Raw genomic sequence first — 14,532 nt, 5'->3', positions numbered from 1 at the left:
CGCGTGAGAACACGGGCCCTGGGCACCTCCATCGTGGAGAACCTCCGCCCCCTCCGGCTCGACACCCCGACCGCCCACAGCCTCGCCCAGCGCGGGGCGCTGAGCACGGTCGGCCTCCTCGCCCAGGGGGTGCTGCGGTTCGCGACCAGCTGGCTCATCGGGCGCATCGCCGGCAAGCTCGTCCTCGGCACCGTGCAGGCCGCGATCTCCACCGCCTCGCTGCTGACCCTGATGTGGCCCACGACGACGGGCAGCGTCGCGTCCAAGTACCTCGCCCGGGCCCGCGGCTCCGGCAACCTCGAGGAGCTGCACGCGGTCGCCACCCACTTCCGTCGCCGTGCCCTGCAGTCCAGCCTGCTGCTGGCCGGGGTCGCGGCCCCGTTCTGGGTCTACTACGACGACGGCCGCTGGATCGACGGCCTGTGGGTGGCGGTGTTCACCGCCTCCTACTCCGGCTACAGCTTCATCCGCGGGGTCCAGTTCGGCACGGGGCAGGTCGCCCGCGCCACGACGTGGGACCTGCTCAGCGCCGGCTCCGGGCTCGTGGCCCTGGCGGCCTTCCTGCTCGCCGGGGTGCGCGGCCCCGCGCTGCTGCTCGCCCTCTCCCTCTCGTATGGCGTGTACACGCTCTCGGGGTGGCCGCGGGGCGTGGACCGCACGGCCCGGCTCGAGCCCGCGCTCAAGCGCGAGATGGACCAGGTCGTCCTGGTCGGCGTCGCCGGGACGCTCGCGAGCGCAGGCTTCCTCCAGCTCGCCATGGTCGTGGCCAAGGGTCTCGACCAGGCCGGTGCCGGCCAGTTCGCCGCGGCGATGGCCACCGCGACCCCCGCGTCCATGCTCGCCGCGTCGCTCAGCCTCGTGCTCTTCCCGTCGCTCGCCGAGGCCTGGGGCCGCGGGGACCTGGTGAACTTCAAGGCCCAGACCAACCAGGCGACGAGGGTCCTCGTCCTCGTCATGGTGACGATGTTCGGCTCGCTGATCCTGTGCTCGCGGCTGGTCATGACCGTCCTGTGGGGCAAGAACTTCGACCCCGAGTCGCTGATCCTCCCCGTCCTCGTGTTCGCCCTCATGCTGACCAACGTCGCCGTCGCCAGCATCAACGCCCTCGCCACCCGCTCCCGCCGGGCGATGCAGCTGACCAGTGGCGCCGCCTTCGCCGGGTTGTGCGTCGGCGGCCTGTCGTGGTGGCTGCTCACCCCCGGCATGGGGGTCGACGGCGTGGCGGTCGGGTTCCTCCTCGGCTCCGCGGTGTCGGCGAGCGTGCCGTTGCTCGCCGAGTGGCGCAAGGGACGGCACGCGTGGCTCGGGTTGGCGGCGCGTGGCCTGACCGGGGCGGTGACGATCGTGGGCCTGCTCGTGGCCGAGCGCACCCTCGAGCTGCCCGTCTACCTCGAGCCGGTCGTGGCCGCGGCGTTCTGCCTGGCGTGGTGGACGCTGTCGCGCAAGGACCTGCGGCTGCTGCCGCTGCCCGCCGCCGTCAAGGACCGGCTGCCCGGGTTCCGCTGAGCAGAGCGACCCCCTGCCTCCGGTGCCCCGGCCAGGTCCAGGCCAGGTCCCGGCGGGATCGGTCGCCCACGGACCCGGGATCGCGGGCCGCTAGAGTGACCGGCCGTGAAGATCCTCAGCGTGGTCGGCGCCCGGCCCCAGTTCGTCAAGCTCGCCCCCGTCGCGACCGCCATGGCGGCCCGGGGCGACGAGCACGTGATCGTGCACACCGGCCAGCACTACGACATCAACATGTCCGACGTGTTCTTCCGCGACCTCGGCATCCCCGCACCGGACCGCCACCTCGCGGTCGGCTCCGGCTCGCACGGACGCCAGACCGGGGCCATGCTCGCCGCGATGGACGAGGTGCTCGAGGAGACCCGCCCCGACTGGGTGCTCGTCTACGGTGACACCAACTCCACCCTCGCCGGCACGCTCAGCGCGGTGAAGATGGGGATCCCGCTGGCCCACCTCGAGGCCGGCCTGCGGTCGTTCAACCGCCGCATGCCCGAGGAGCACAACCGCGTCCTCACCGACCACGCCGCCGACCTGTGCCTGGCACCGACCGAGGTGGCGATGGGCCACCTGCGCACCGAGGGACTGGCCGGCTCCAGCGTCATGGTGGGCGACGTGATGACCGACGTGCTCCTGCGGGTGCGCGACGCCGTCGCCGACCGGCCGGCCGAGCTGCCCGCGGGCGTCGACCCCGAGCAGCCCTACTACGTCACCACCCTGCACCGGGCCGAGAACACCGACGACGCGGACCGCCTGCGGACGATCATCGACGGGCTCGCCGGCGTGCAGGCGCCGGTCCTGCTGTTCGCGCACCCCCGGCTGCGCCAGCGCGCCGCCGACTTCGGCATCGACCTCGACCGCGGCTCGGTCACCGTGGCCGACCCGATCCCCTACCCCGCACTGGTGCGCAACGTCATGACCAGCGCCGGCGTCATCACCGACTCCGGCGGGCTCCAGAAGGAGGCCTTCATCCTGCGCGTGCCGTGCACCACGGTGCGCACCGAGACCGAGTGGACCGAGACGGTCGACCTCGGCTGGAACGTGCTCGTCCAGGACCCGAACGACCTCAGGGACCTCGTCCAGCGCCCGACCCCGGCCGCCACCGACGAGACCCCCTACGGCGACGGCGACGCCGCCACCCGCGTGGTCGAGGCGATCCACACCGCCCAGCGCCGCTGACCCGGGTTCGGCTCCCGCACCGCGCGGGCTGAGCTCGTCAGGACAGGCCAGCGCCGCGCAACGCGGCCTCAGCTGCCTGGCGACCCATCGTCCTCAGCGAGGCGTGGCCGTGCGTCCAGGCGACGACGTGCTCGCTGGTGCGGGCCCGCTCCTCCTCGGTGAGGGCCCACGCGCTCGACATCGCGCGCGCGACCCCGTCGGCGTCGTACCCGGGTGCCCAGCCGAGCCGCTGGGACTGCACGAGCTCGTGGCCGGCGCCGGCGCCGGCGAAGATCACGGGCGTGCCGCAGGCCGTCGCGGCATACACCTTGGTGGGCTTGGCGAAGTCGTAGCCCTGGCCGGGCTTGATCGACACCAGCGCGGCCGTCGCGGAGCGCAACCAGGCCGCCGCCTGAGCCGGGGGCACGACGCCACGGAAGTCCACGGCACCCGGGGCGAGCTGGTCCGAGAGCCGGCGCAGGTGGGGCACGTCACTGCCCTGTCCGAGGAAGACCAGTCGTGCCGTGGGCTCGGCGGCACGGAAGGCTACGAGGGCCCGCACGAGCACCTCGGCTCCCTGCCACTCCGACATCGTGCCGGTGTAGACGAACAGCGGCCCGGCACCCCCCTCGGCCAGGGCCTCGGGTGCCGGCCCCTCGGGGGTGAAGACGTCGGTGTCGACTCCGTTGCCCACCACGACGATCCGGGAGTCCTCGACGCCGAGGTGCGCGACGCGTTCGGCGACGCCGTCGCTGATGCACAGCACGCTGCTCGCCCCACGCATGACCCAGGACTCGACCGCCCGGAGCACCTTGACGATCGCAGCGGGGGCGCCCATCGACGCGGCGCCGTCCGACCAGACGTCGCCGGCGTAGTAGGCGTAGGGCACCCGCTGGATCGCGGCCGCCACGCGCACGACCAGGCCGGTGGTGGGTGGCGGTTCGCAGACGAGCAGCGCCGGGCGGCGTCGCACCAGCAACCGGATCGCCAGCGGCAGGTCGAACGACAGGTAGTGCAGGTAGCCCCGGATGTTGCCCTGCTCGTCGCGCAGCGCCGGCCACCGGCTCACCCGCAGCGGACCGTCGTCGGGGACGAGGCCCCCGGGCGGGGTGGTCGTGAGCACCTCGACGGGGTGGCCCAGGGAGTCGAAGGCGTCGGACAGCACGCGCAGCCGGAACGCCGCAGCGGCCACCTCCGGCGAGAACAAGCGCGACGCGACGCGGACCGGACGGGTCACCGGCGGGCCCCGACCACGCGGAGGGGCAGGCGGCGGACGGGGGTCATGACACCCTTTCGTAGCAGTACAGCGAGGACATCAGGTCGACCCCCTCCGGGGGGTCACGGCGGTCGCGGAGCCGCCAGCCGGGCTCGTGCACGGCGATCCACTCGGAGAACGAACGGTGCTGCTCCGTCGCGGCCTTCCGGACGCCGGTCCGGTCGATGCCGCAGATGACCACCCAGCGTTCCGCGCTGGCGAACAACGTCCGCAGGTAGTCCTCGAAGACCTCCTGCTCCACGAGGTGGAACAGGACCTCCATCGACAGCGCCAGGTCTCCGCGCAGCCAGCCGGCCGGGTCGCTGAACTCCCCCGGCGGCAGGTGCAGGAAGCTCTTGTCGCGGTCACCGGCGAAGCGCTCCATGCAGAGCCGCACCGCAGTGGCGGACGCGTCGATGCCGAGGTAGCGCGGGTACTCCGCGAGCGCGAGCTGCTGCCCGTCACCGCACCCGAGGTCGACGACCGAGGTGGCCCCCAGCTCGCGCACCCAGCCGTTGACGACCTCGGCCTTCCACGCGGCCCGGGGGCCGGACGAACCGGCCCCCGAGGTGCCGCCCGCGGCATACCGCCGCTCCCAGTAGGCAGCGGTGCCCGGGAAGGTGCGCCGGCGCAGCCACAGGGCGGCCGGCTCGAGCACCGGGGTGCGGGCGAGACGACTCACCGCGCGCCGCAGGGCCGTGGTCACGTCGTCCTAGAGGGCCGGGACGGCGTCGGTCAGGTCGATGGTCCGGCTGGTCTTCGCCGACTCGATGCAGGCCTCGGCCACGCGGACGGTGGTCAACCCCTGCTCCATGGTGACGATGTCCGCGTCCTTGCCGAGCACCGCGTCGCGGAAGTTCTCGTGCTCGACCCGCAGCGGCTCCGGCTTGGCGATGGCGTACCGGACGACATCCCCCTCGGAGACCCCACGGAACTTGGAGATCGCGTCCCACGTGGTCGCGATCTCGCCGTTCGCGTGGAAGGTGAGGTCGGCCGTGAGGGTGTCGGCGACGAACGTCCCGCGCTCACCGGTGATGATCGTGACACGCTCCTTGAGCGGCGACAGCCAGTTCACCAGGTGGCTCGTGACCGTGCCCCCGCTGAGCTGGCCGACGATGGCGACGAGGTCCTCGTGCTCGCGACCGGACTTGTATGCCGTGCGCGCCGACACCGACGTGTACGTCTGCTGGGTGACCCAGGCCGTCAGGTCGATGTCGTGGGTGCCGAGGTCCTTGACCACGCCCACGTCGGCGATGCGGGCCGGGAACGGGCCCTGCCGGCGGGTGGTGACCTGGTAGACGTCGCCGAGCTCGCCGGCCTCGAGGCGCGCCCGCGCGCTCTGGAGTGCCGGGTTGTAGCGCTCGATGTGGCCGACGGCGCCGACGAGACCGGCGTCCTTGAACGCCTTGGCCAGGCGGACGGCGGACGGGGTGTCCTGCGCCAGCGGCTTCTCGATGATCGCGTGCACCCCGGCAGCCGCCAGGGCCAGGCCGACCGGCTCGTGGTAGATCGTCGGGACGGCGACCATGCAGTAGTCGAGGCCGTGCGCGATCAGGCCCTCGATCGAGTCCTCGAGCGGGCGGTTGCCGGCGACGCCGTGGGCGTCACCACCCGGGTCGGCCACGGCGACGAGGTCGACGCCCGGCAGGGAGCCCAGGACCCGGGCGTGGTGGCGGCCCATCATGCCCAGGCCGATGAGGCCGGCGCGCAGGTTCGCCATCAGGCACCGGCCTTGGCGAGGGCGTTGACGCCGGCGACGATCCGCTCGAGGTCGTCCTGGCTCAGCGACGGGTGGACCGGCAGCGACAGGCACTCGGCCGCGGCCTTCTCCGTCTCCGGGAGGTCGACGGTCCCGTCACCCACGAACGGGGCGAGGCGGTGGTTGGGCACCGGGTAGAACATGCCCGAGCCGATGTTGTGCTCCTCGCGCAGGGCGGCGGCGAGGCCGTCGCGGTCCTGCGGGACCCGGACGGTGTACTGGTGGTAGACGTGCACCGCGCCGTCCGCGACCGGGGGCGTGGTGACGCCCTCGAGGTTGGCCGTGAGGAACGCCGCGTTCTCCTGGCGCTGCTTGGTCCAGGCACCGACCTTGGTCAGCTGGACGCGACCGATGGCGGCGTGGATGTCGGTCATGCGGGTGTTAAACCCGACGACCTCGTTGTGGTACTGCTTCTCCATGCCCTGGTTGCGGTAGAGCCGCATGAGGCGCTCGACCTCGTCGTTCGCGACCGAGACCATGCCGCCCTCACCGGACGTCATGTTCTTCGTGGGGTAGAGCGAGAACATCGCGAACGTGCCGAAGGCTCCGACCGGGGTCCCGTTCAGCGAGGCGCCGTGGGCCTGGGCCGCGTCCTCGTAGACCTGCAGGCCGTGCTTGTCGGCGATGGCCATGAGCTGGTCCATCTTGGCCGGGTGGCCGTAGAGGTGGACCGGCATGATCCCGACGGTCTTGTCGGTGATCGCCGCCTCGACGGCCGCCGGGTCGAGGCAGAAGTCGTCGGCCGAGATGTCGGCGAAGACCGGGGTGGCACCGGTCAGCGCGACGGAGTTGGCCGTCGCGGCGAACGTGAAGGACGGGACGATGACCTCGTCCCCCGCCTTCACGCCGGAGGAGAGCAGGCCGAGGTGCTGGCCCGAGGTGCCGGAGTTGACGGCGACGCAGGCGCGGCCGAGGCCGAAGTGCGCGGAGAACTCCTCCTCGAAGGCCTTCACCTCCGGGCCCTGGGCGAGCATGCCGCTGCGCAGGACGCGGTCGACCGCCTCGCGCTCCTCGTCGCCGATGAGCGGCTTGGCAGGGGGGATGAACTCGGTCATGGTGCGACGGCCTCCGTCAGGGTGTTGTCGTGCTCGGTGTACTGGTCTCCGGTCTGGGGGCAGACCCACGTGCCGGAGTCGTTCTGCTCGAGGGGGACGCCCGCCTTGCCGACCCAGCGGATCCGCCTCGCCGGGACCCCGGCCACGAGGGCGAAGTCGGGGACGTCCTTGGTGACGACGGAGCCTGCGGCGACGAGCGCCCACCGTCCGATCGTCACCGGTGCCACGCAGACGCTGCGGGCGCCGATCGACGCGCCGGTGCGGCAGGTGACCCCGACCGCCTCCCAGTCGTCGCCGGTCTTCAGGGTGCCGTCGGGACTGACGGCACGGGGGAAGTGGTCGTTGGTGAACACGACCGCCGGACCCACGAACACACCGTCCTCGAGGACGGCGGGCTCGTAGACGAGGGCGTAGTTCTGCAGCTTGCAGTTGTCACCCATCTGCACCCCGGTGCCGACGTACGCCCCACGCCCGACGACGCAGTTCTCGCCGAGGACAGCGCCCTCACGGACCTGCGCGAGGTGCCAGATGGACGAACCGTCACCGATCGTCGCGCCGTCGGCGACGTCGGCCGAGTCGACGATCCGGACCGCCACGGTCAGCCCACCTTCTCGGCCTGGCCGACGACGAGGAAGCGGACGTCCTCGAACCTGGCCGGGTCGAGGATGCGCCGGCCGTCGACGACGACCTGCACGTCCGGGAAGTCCTTGGCGGACAGCTCGCGGTATGCCGCGTGGTCGGCCTGGATGACGACGACCTCGACCGGGTCACCGAGCGTGTAGGCGTCCCAGCCGTACTTCGCGAGCTCCTCGGCCGTGTACATCGGGTCGTGGACGACGACGTCCGCGCCGGCCTCGCGCAGGGCGTCGACGGTGCCGAAGACGCCGGAGAACGCCGTCTCCTTGACGCCGCCGCGGTAGGACGCACCGAGCACGGCCACTCTTTTGCCGGCGAGGCTGCCACCGGCGGCGCCGACGGTCAGGCCGACCGTGTAGGCGGGCATCGCGGCATTCGCCTCACGCGCCGCACGCACGACCGTGGCGTCGGGGTCGTTCCACAGGTACAGCCGCGGGTAGACCGGGATGCAGTGCCCGCCGACGGCGATGCCGGGACGGTGGATGTGGCTGTACGGCTGGGAGTTGCTGGCCTCGATGACCTGGAAGACGTCGATGCCGTTCTTCGCGGCGAACGCACCGAACTGGTTGGCCAGCCCGATGTTCACGTCGCGGTACGTCGTCTCGGCGAGCTTGGCCATCTCGGCCGCCTCGGCGGTCCCGAGGTCCCAGACGCCGTTGCCACGCTCGAGGTCGGGGCGCTCGTCGAACTGCAGCACCTGCTCGTAGAACTCGACGGCCTTGGCGGCCCCGGCCTCGGAGAGCCCGCCGAGGAGCTTGGGGTACTTGCGCAGGTCCTCGAAGACGCGGCCGGTGAGGACGCGCTCGGGCGAGAAGACGAGGTGGAAGTCGCTGCCCTCGGTCAGGCCGCTGCCCTCCTCGAGGCGGGGCTTCCAGCGGGTCCGCGTGGTCCCGACGGGGAGGGTGGTCTCGTAGATGACCAGGGTGCCGGGCTTGAGGCCGCGCGCGATGTCGTCGGTGGCGGAGTCCATCCAGCCGAAGTCGGGACGGGCCTCCGCGTCGACGAACAGCGGCACGACCACGACGACCGCGTCGCTCTGGGAGACGGCGTCGGCGGTGTCGGTGGTGGCCACGAGGCGCCCGGCCGGCACGACCTCGGCGAGGTACTCCGCCAGGTGCGCCTCACCGGGGAACGGCTCGGTCCCTGCGTTGACGAGGTCCACGACGGGCTGGCTGACGTCCGCGCCGAGGACGTCGTGCCCGGACTTGGCGAACTGCACGGCCAGGGGAAGGCCGATCTTGCCGAGGCCGACTACGGTGATCTTCACGGTGTTCCTTCACGGTTGGGGTCCGCGAACGATCTTAGGGCTTCCCCGGCGACGCGCCGGCACGCCCCGTGGCCGCCCCCACAGCCGCTCCCGTGGCCGCCCGGTGAGAGCGAAGTGCCAGCACCGTGGCGGCCGGGAGCCTTGCGCCTCCGGGGGAACGTGTGATGCTGGCCTTCATGAGCCTGAAGCACCAGAACGACCCCGAGCTGGTCCGCGAGCTGCTGGTCGATCCCGGCATCTGGGTGGTCGTCGGACTGTCGAACAACCAGGACCGCGAGGCGTTCGGGGTCTCCCGGTGGCTCAAGGTCGAGCTCGGCAAGGGGCTCATCCCCGTGCACCCCCGAGCCGAGACGGTCCACGGCGAGCAGGGCTACGCCACCCTGGCCGACATCCCGGACGGCACGGACATCAAGGTCGTCGACTGCTTCGTCAACTCCGAGCACGTCGGGGCGCTCGTCGACGAGGTCATCGCCCAGAAGGACCGGCTCCAGATCGACGCGATCTGGATGCAGCTCGGGGTGGCCGACGAGGCGGCGGCCGCGCGCGCCCGCGAGGCCGGCCTCGGCGTGGTCATGGACACCTGCCCCCGCATCGAGTGGCGCACCGTCCGCTCCTCCGGGATGGCCCGCTGACCACACGGCCCACGACGGCCGAGCCCGTCAGCAGGGCGTGAGCGCGAGGGCGCGGTCGGAGACCACGGCCGTCCCCCCCAGGGCGGTGACCTTGGTGGCACCGAGCCGAGTGATCTCTGCCAGCGTGGCCGCCGGGACGCAGTCCTTGAGGGTCAGCAACACCGGTCGGCCGCCGAAGTAGGGCGCGACCGCCGACCCGGAGAGGGCGTCGGGGTAGGACATCCCGTCGGCGAGCAGCACCTCGGTGGCCGAGCGGAGGGTGCCCTGCGAGACCAGCGCCGCTGTCGCGAAGCGGTCCTTGCCGCCGATGCGGCGCACGGCATCGTTGGCCAGCCCGGCCGCGGACCTCGCGGCACCGAGGACGCTGGTGGAGATCGCCCCCGTCCCACCGAGGACGACCATCTCGGAGGGCTTGATCCGCTTGAGGGCGGCCGCTGTCTCGGGCGGGAGCTTGGTGGCACCGGTGAGCAGCAGGTACCCCCCTGCGACGCTGGCCGCGGCCCCACCGCCGAGTGCGTCGGGGAAGGTGGTCCCTGAGGCGAGGTAGACGGGGACCCCGGTCAGCGGCGTCTCGAAGGCATCGGTGAGGGAGGCGGCGGTCGCGTACCGGTTGCTGCCGGCGAACCGGTAGGCCATCGCGTTGCCGGCGTGCTTCTCCAGCTGGGTGAGCATCGAGTCGCTGACCGACCCGGGGCCACCGACGACGATGACGTCCCTGGTCTTCAGACGGTCCAGCTCGGCGGCGATCTCGGCCGGAAGCTTGCCCGAGGTCGGGACGAGCAGCAGGGGGGCCTGGACGAGGGCCGCGAACGGACCGGCGCCGAGCGCGTCCGGGAAGTTCTGCCCCGAGGAGACGACGACCGTGTCCTGCGGAGGGGCGAAGTTGGCCTTCGAGATCGCGACCGAGGTCGCGTACCGGTTGGCGCCGGACAGGCGTGAGGTGGTGACGGCGGCGACCGCGGCGGTCGAGGCGACGCGGGTGCCCTTCGCCTCGGGGGACGGGGCGGCGGTGGCGGCGGTGGTGCCGAGGGCGAGCAGGGCGCTGGTGACCAGCGCGGGGACGGTGAGGCGGGCAGGGCGCATGGGGGGACCCTCTCGGACGGGTGCGGGGGAAGGGCGCGAGGCACCGTAACCCCACGATGCGGGACAAATCACCCACTCCGCGAAGGTCTGACCAGACGGACGACCCCGCTCAGCCGCCGGTGCCGCGGCGCTCGCGCAGGGCCGCTCCCTTGGCGTGGGCCTGGTCGCGCAGCGCGGACTGGAACCGCACCATCGCCTCACGCAGTCCGGCCGCGAGCTCACCCTCCCCTGCTGCGAGGATGCGAGCCGCGAGGAGCCCTGCGTTCCGGGCGCCCCCGATGGAGACGGTGGCCACCGGCACTCCGGCCGGCATCTGCACGATCGACAGCAGGGAGTCCATGCCGTCGAGGTGCTTGAGCGGGACCGGCACCCCGATGACGGGAAGCGGCGTGACGGCGGCGAGCATGCCGGGCAGGTGGGCGGCTCCCCCGGCTCCGGCGATGATGACGCGCAAGCCCCGGTCGGCCGCCTGCTGGCCGTAGGCGATCATCTCGTCGGGCATCCGGTGCGCCGAGACGACGTCCGCCTCGTACGCGATCCCGAACTCCTCCAGCGCCGTGGCCGCCAGCTCCATGACCGGCCAGTCGCTGTCGCTGCCCATGACGAGGCCGACGAGGGGCTCGGAGCGGGGGGTGGTGGCGGCGTCGCTCATTCGGTGATCACTCCTGCGAGGTAGTCGGCGGCGTGGCCGGCCCGCGCGCGCAGGTCGGTGAGGTCGGCTCCGCTCACGGTGACGTGGCCGATCTTGCGGCCCGGACGGACCGACTTGCCGTAGAGGTGCACCTTGAGACCGGGGTCCCTGGCCATGATGTGACGGTAGGCGGGGTACAGCTCCGGGAAGTCGCCACCGAGCACGTTGGCCATGACCGTGTGCGGTTCGCGCGGCGTGGGCGCGCCGAGCGGGAGGTCGAGGACCGCGCGCAGGTGCTGCTCGAACTGGCCCGTCACCGCCCCGTCCATGGACCAGTGCCCGCTGTTGTGCGGGCGCATGGCCAGCTCGTTGACGACGTATGCCGCGGCGCCCGTCGCGGGGTCGCGCACCTCGAACATCTCCACCGCGAAGACCCCGGTGACGCCGAGCTCCTCGGCGATCCGCAGGCCGGCCTCGGTGGCCACGGCCGCGAGGTCCGCGTCGAGTCCGGGCGCCGGGGCCAGCACCTCGGTGCAGATGCCGTCGGTCTGCACCGTCTCGACCACCGGCCAGGCCGCAGCCTGGTTGGAGGGGCTGCGGGCGATGAGGACCGCGAGCTCCCGGACGAAGTCGACCTTCTCCTCGAGCAGCACGCCGTCGGCGAGGGCACCGGGCTGCCCGACCTGCTCGAGCCAGTCGGCGACGTCGTCGGCCGAGCCGATGACCCGCACGCCCTTGCCGTCGTAGCCGCCGCGGGGGGTCTTCGCTACGACCGGCCACCCGGTGCGGTCGCCGAACTCCGTCACCTCGTCCGCGGTGAGGGCCCTGGCCCACGGCGGGCAGGCAACGCCGATCTCGGTGAGGCGTTCGCGCATGGCCAGCTTGTCCTGCGCGAAGTGCAGGGCGTCCGGGCTCGGGTGCAACGGCACCCCCGCAGCCACGAGGGCGTCCAGGACCGCCGGCGGGACGTGTTCGTGGTCGAAGGTCACCACGTCGCACTCGGCCGCGAAGGCGAGGACGGCTTCGACGTCGGTGTGGTCCCCGACGGGCGCCGACGGGATCACCTGTGCCGCGGCGGCATCCGGTGCCTCGGCCAGGACGCTCAGGGTCAGGGACAGCTCGGCAGCGGGTCCGGCACACATCCGGGCGAGCTGGCCGCCACCGATGATGCCGACGACGGGGAACCCTCCGGGGGCGCGTTGCGGTGACGTCACGACGGCGAGGATATCGGCCTCCCCCGTTGGGCCGAGGGCGCGGTGCTGGGCACGCGCCGCACGGCATCGGTCGATAGGCTCCGCTGGTGTCTGCGACCCCCTCCGTCCTCACGCGCCTGCGTGGGACCGTCGACGTCCTCTACCGCGAGATGATCAAGTTCGGCGTCGTGGGGGCCGTCGCCTTCGTCATCGACATCGGCGGGTTCAACCTCCTTCGCCGCACCGTCCTGCAGGGCACCGGCGACTGGGTGCTGTCGCACGCCGTGGTGGCGACGATCATCTCGGCCGCCGTGGCCACCGTGGTCGCGTGGGTCGGCAACCGGATGTGGACGTTCCGGCACCGCCGCAACCGTCCGGTGCACCACGAGGCGCTACTGTTCGCGCTGACCAACGGGGTGGCCCTGCTCATCCAGGCGTTCTGCGTCGGGGTCACCAACCAGGTCGTCGCCGGCGAGACCGGCTGGGTCGCGGAGAACCTCGCCAAGATGATCGGCATCGCGCTCGGCACGTTGTTCCGGTTCTACGCCTACCGCCGGTTCGTGTTCAGCCACGAACCCCTCGCGGACACCTCGCCCCTGTCCGAGTGACGCCCCCGCCGCAGCGGATCCACCTCAGGCGGCGTCGGACTCGCTGAGGAAGAGCGCGAAGATCGCGGGCTGGGCCTGGATCAGCTCGAGCCGGCCACCGTTGGACTCGGCGAGGTCGCGGGCCAGGGCCAGGCCGAGGCCGGTGCCGCTGGTCGTGACCGAGCGCTCGAAGATGTGCGGGGCGATGGTGGCGGGCACCCCCTCGCCCTGGTCGGTCACCTCGACGACGACGGACGGGCCGGAGCGCCGGGCGGCGACGTCCACGGTGCCGCGACCGTGGGCCAGGGAGTTCTCGAGCAGCGTGGACAGCACCTGCGAGAGCGCCACCGGGGTGGCCTGGACGACCAGGCCCCGCTCCCCGTGCACCCGGACGCTGCGCCGGGCCTGCTCGAAGGCCGGCTGCCACTCGCGCTGGAGCGCGGCGATGACCGAGTCGAGGGAGACCGTCGCCTTGGGCTCGTCGCCACCGCGGCGGGTCCGCGACATGAGGTCGTCGACGACCCGGGTGAGCCGCTCGACCTGGGCGATGGCGATGTTGGCCTCCTCCTGCACGACCTCGAGGTCGTCCGTGGCGGCGATCTCCTCGAGGCGCATGAGGAGCGCGGTGAGCGGCGTGCGCAGCTGGTGCGAGGCATCGGCGGCGAAGTCGCGTTCGGACGCCAGCGACTTCGTCAGGGTCTGCGCGCTGCGCGAGAGGACCTGGGAGACCTGGTCGAGCTCGGCGATGCCCGAGTGCAGCGGCTGGATCCGCGACTCACCGGCACCGAGCCGCTCGGCCCGGTCGGCGAGCTGCGTCATCGGACGGGAGAGGCGACGCGCCTGCTGGATCGCGACGAACACGCCCACGCCGAGGGCGAGCACCGACAGGGCGATGGCGATGCCGACGAGGCGCAGGGACGTCTCGGTCGGGGTCCCGGCGCTGAGCCAGGTCGCGACCACCCCACGGCCGGCGACGGTGGCGCGCCAGATCGCCACGGCCACCGGCACCATCGTGATGACGATCGCGAGTCCCACGGCCAGGACCGTGGAGCGGATCAGCTGTTGACGCATGTCAGGCGCTCAGACCTCGTCGCCGCGCTCGAAGCGGAACCCGACACCACGCACGGTGGCGATGTAGCGGGGCTGGGCGGCGTCGTCGCCGAGCTTTCGGCGCAGGACGGAGATGTGCATGTCGAGCGTCTTGGTCGAGCCGAACCATGCGGTCTCCCAGATCTCGCGCATGAGCTGCTCGCGGGAGACGACCTTGCCCTGCTCGCGGACCAGCACGCGCAGCAGGTCGAACTCCTTGGCGGTGAGCTGCAGCTCCTCCTCCTGGAACCACGCGCGCCGACCCTCGGGGTCGATGCGGACGAGCTCGTTGGCCGACGGCGCGTCGGTGGGGTTGCGCCGCAGCAGGGCCCGGACCCGGGCCAGGAGCTCGGCGAGGCGGAACGGCTTGGTGACGTAGTCGTCTGCGCCGGCGTCGAGCCCGACGACCGTGTCGACCTCGTCGGCGCGGGCCGTGAGGATCAGGACGGGGACGGTACGGCCCTCCGCACGGATGCGGCGGCACACCTCGAGCCCGTCGACGTAGGGCAGGCCGAGGTCGAGGACGACCAGGTCCGGGTTCTCCGCCGAGGCCTCGAGGGCCGCACGGCCGTCTGCGCGGACGTCGACGTCGTAGCCCTCTCGTCGCAGCGCACGGGCCAGCGGTTCGGAGATGGCGGGGTCGTCCTCGGCCAACAGCACACGGGTCATGGGGTGATCGTAGGGAAC

15 protein-coding genes are annotated in these 14,532 nt (G+C 72.4%); 4 read left to right on the top strand and 11 right to left on the bottom strand.

The genetic code is table 11. The annotated features are described in order from the left end of the window. The first annotated feature begins 3 nt into the window (after positions 1–3). Complete coding sequence (locus ASC58_RS06125; RefSeq protein WP_056916805.1) at positions 4–1,506, top strand: lipopolysaccharide biosynthesis protein; 1,503 nt, start codon at positions 4–6, stop codon at positions 1,504–1,506. Positions 1,507–1,611: 105 nt separating this feature from the next. Beyond that, positions 1,612–2,679, top strand: coding sequence for a non-hydrolyzing UDP-N-acetylglucosamine 2-epimerase (wecB, locus tag ASC58_RS06120; RefSeq protein WP_056918682.1), 1,068 nt, complete (start codon positions 1,612–1,614; stop codon positions 2,677–2,679). Between the two features lie 37 nt (positions 2,680–2,716). Here wecB and ASC58_RS06115 read toward each other — a convergent pair whose 3' ends face one another. The 6 genes from ASC58_RS06115 to ASC58_RS06090 are packed head-to-tail and all read right to left on the bottom strand — an operon-like array spanning position 2,717 to position 8,630. Continuing rightward, positions 2,717–3,895: a glycosyltransferase family 4 protein gene (locus ASC58_RS06115; RefSeq protein ID WP_056918681.1), complete on the bottom strand. Its 1,179-nt coding sequence runs from the start codon at positions 3,893–3,895 to the stop codon at positions 2,717–2,719. Positions 3,896–3,938: 43 nt separating this feature from the next. Continuing rightward, the gene (locus tag ASC58_RS06110; protein ID WP_056918680.1) at positions 3,939–4,619 is read right to left on the bottom strand and encodes a class I SAM-dependent methyltransferase; all 681 of its coding nucleotides are present in this window, start codon (positions 4,617–4,619) and stop codon (positions 3,939–3,941) included. Between the two features lie 6 nt (positions 4,620–4,625). Continuing rightward, positions 4,626–5,633 carry a Gfo/Idh/MocA family protein gene (locus tag ASC58_RS06105; RefSeq protein WP_056918679.1) on the bottom strand — a complete coding sequence of 336 codons (1,008 nt, stop codon included), beginning with the start codon at positions 5,631–5,633 and terminating at the stop codon, positions 4,626–4,628. Next, a complete protein-coding gene (locus ASC58_RS06100; protein WP_056918678.1) occupies positions 5,633–6,727 on the bottom strand; it encodes a DegT/DnrJ/EryC1/StrS aminotransferase family protein in 1,095 nt (364 codons plus the stop codon). Before ASC58_RS06100 ends, ASC58_RS06105 begins: the two co-directional genes overlap by 1 nt. Then, positions 6,724–7,323: an acyltransferase gene (locus ASC58_RS06095; protein WP_056918677.1), complete on the bottom strand. Its 600-nt coding sequence runs from the start codon at positions 7,321–7,323 to the stop codon at positions 6,724–6,726. Before ASC58_RS06095 ends, ASC58_RS06100 begins: the two co-directional genes overlap by 4 nt. Positions 7,324–7,325: 2 nt before the next feature. Further along, positions 7,326–8,630 carry a nucleotide sugar dehydrogenase gene (locus ASC58_RS06090; protein ID WP_056916798.1) on the bottom strand — a complete coding sequence of 435 codons (1,305 nt, stop codon included), beginning with the start codon at positions 8,628–8,630 and terminating at the stop codon, positions 7,326–7,328. 176 nt (positions 8,631–8,806) lie between these two features. Here ASC58_RS06090 and ASC58_RS06085 point away from each other — a divergent pair, with 176 nt between their 5' ends. Further along, on the top strand, positions 8,807–9,262 hold the full coding sequence (locus ASC58_RS06085) for a CoA-binding protein (protein WP_056918859.1): 456 nt from the start codon (positions 8,807–8,809) through the stop codon (positions 9,260–9,262). Positions 9,263–9,289: 27 nt separating this feature from the next. On the opposite strand, the gene ASC58_RS06080 is transcribed toward ASC58_RS06085, so the two are convergent. The 3 genes from ASC58_RS06080 to ASC58_RS06070 form a co-directional block, all read right to left on the bottom strand. Then, complete coding sequence (locus ASC58_RS06080) at positions 9,290–10,345, bottom strand: cell wall-binding repeat-containing protein (protein WP_056918676.1); 1,056 nt, start codon at positions 10,343–10,345, stop codon at positions 9,290–9,292. A 109-nt stretch (positions 10,346–10,454) separates the two neighbouring features. Continuing rightward, positions 10,455–10,997 (bottom strand): 5-(carboxyamino)imidazole ribonucleotide mutase, encoded by a 543-nt coding sequence (gene purE / locus ASC58_RS06075; RefSeq protein WP_056918675.1) that lies wholly within the window; start codon positions 10,995–10,997, stop codon positions 10,455–10,457. Continuing rightward, positions 10,994–12,190, bottom strand: a complete 1,197-nt coding sequence (locus tag ASC58_RS06070) for a 5-(carboxyamino)imidazole ribonucleotide synthase (protein WP_056916795.1) — start codon at positions 12,188–12,190, stop codon at positions 10,994–10,996. Before ASC58_RS06070 ends, purE begins: the two co-directional genes overlap by 4 nt. A gap of 86 nt (positions 12,191–12,276) precedes the next feature. On the opposite strand from ASC58_RS06070, the gene ASC58_RS06065 reads away from it, so the two are divergent. Then, positions 12,277–12,777 (top strand): GtrA family protein, encoded by a 501-nt coding sequence (locus ASC58_RS06065; RefSeq protein WP_235529118.1) that lies wholly within the window; start codon positions 12,277–12,279, stop codon positions 12,775–12,777. 24 nt (positions 12,778–12,801) lie between these two features. Here ASC58_RS06065 and ASC58_RS06060 read toward each other — a convergent pair whose 3' ends face one another. Together ASC58_RS06060 and ASC58_RS06055 are read right to left on the bottom strand one after the other, a co-directional pair. After that, positions 12,802–13,827 (bottom strand): sensor histidine kinase KdpD, encoded by a 1,026-nt coding sequence (locus tag ASC58_RS06060; RefSeq protein WP_056916793.1) that lies wholly within the window; start codon positions 13,825–13,827, stop codon positions 12,802–12,804. 9 nt (positions 13,828–13,836) lie between these two features. Next, positions 13,837–14,514 (bottom strand): response regulator transcription factor, encoded by a 678-nt coding sequence (locus ASC58_RS06055; RefSeq protein ID WP_056917463.1) that lies wholly within the window; start codon positions 14,512–14,514, stop codon positions 13,837–13,839. Between the last annotated feature and the right edge of the window lie 18 nt (positions 14,515–14,532).

Source organism: Phycicoccus sp. Root101, assembly GCF_001426245.1.
In the GTDB taxonomy this organism is placed as follows: Bacteria; Actinomycetota; Actinomycetes; order Actinomycetales; family Dermatophilaceae; genus Pedococcus.
The sequence above is the reverse complement of the archived record's forward strand: the minus strand, read 5'-3'. Positions and strand labels throughout refer to the sequence as shown.

Coding starts and splice junctions, on each gene's coding strand:
- ASC58_RS06085 (WP_056918859.1), top strand. CDS start 8,807: ATGAGCCTGAAGCACCAGAACGACCCCGAGCTGGTCCGCGAGCTGCTG.
- ASC58_RS06060 (WP_056916793.1), bottom strand. CDS start 13,827: ATGCGTCAACAGCTGATCCGCTCCACGGTCCTGGCCGTGGGACTCGCG.
- ASC58_RS06080 (WP_056918676.1), bottom strand. CDS start 10,345: ATGCGCCCTGCCCGCCTCACCGTCCCCGCGCTGGTCACCAGCGCCCTG.
- ASC58_RS06055 (WP_056917463.1), bottom strand. CDS start 14,514: ATGACCCGTGTGCTGTTGGCCGAGGACGACCCCGCCATCTCCGAACCG.
- ASC58_RS06100 (WP_056918678.1), bottom strand. CDS start 6,727: ATGACCGAGTTCATCCCCCCTGCCAAGCCGCTCATCGGCGACGAGGAG.
- ASC58_RS06105 (WP_056918679.1), bottom strand. CDS start 5,633: ATGGCGAACCTGCGCGCCGGCCTCATCGGCCTGGGCATGATGGGCCGC.
- purE (WP_056918675.1), bottom strand. CDS start 10,997: ATGAGCGACGCCGCCACCACCCCCCGCTCCGAGCCCCTCGTCGGCCTC.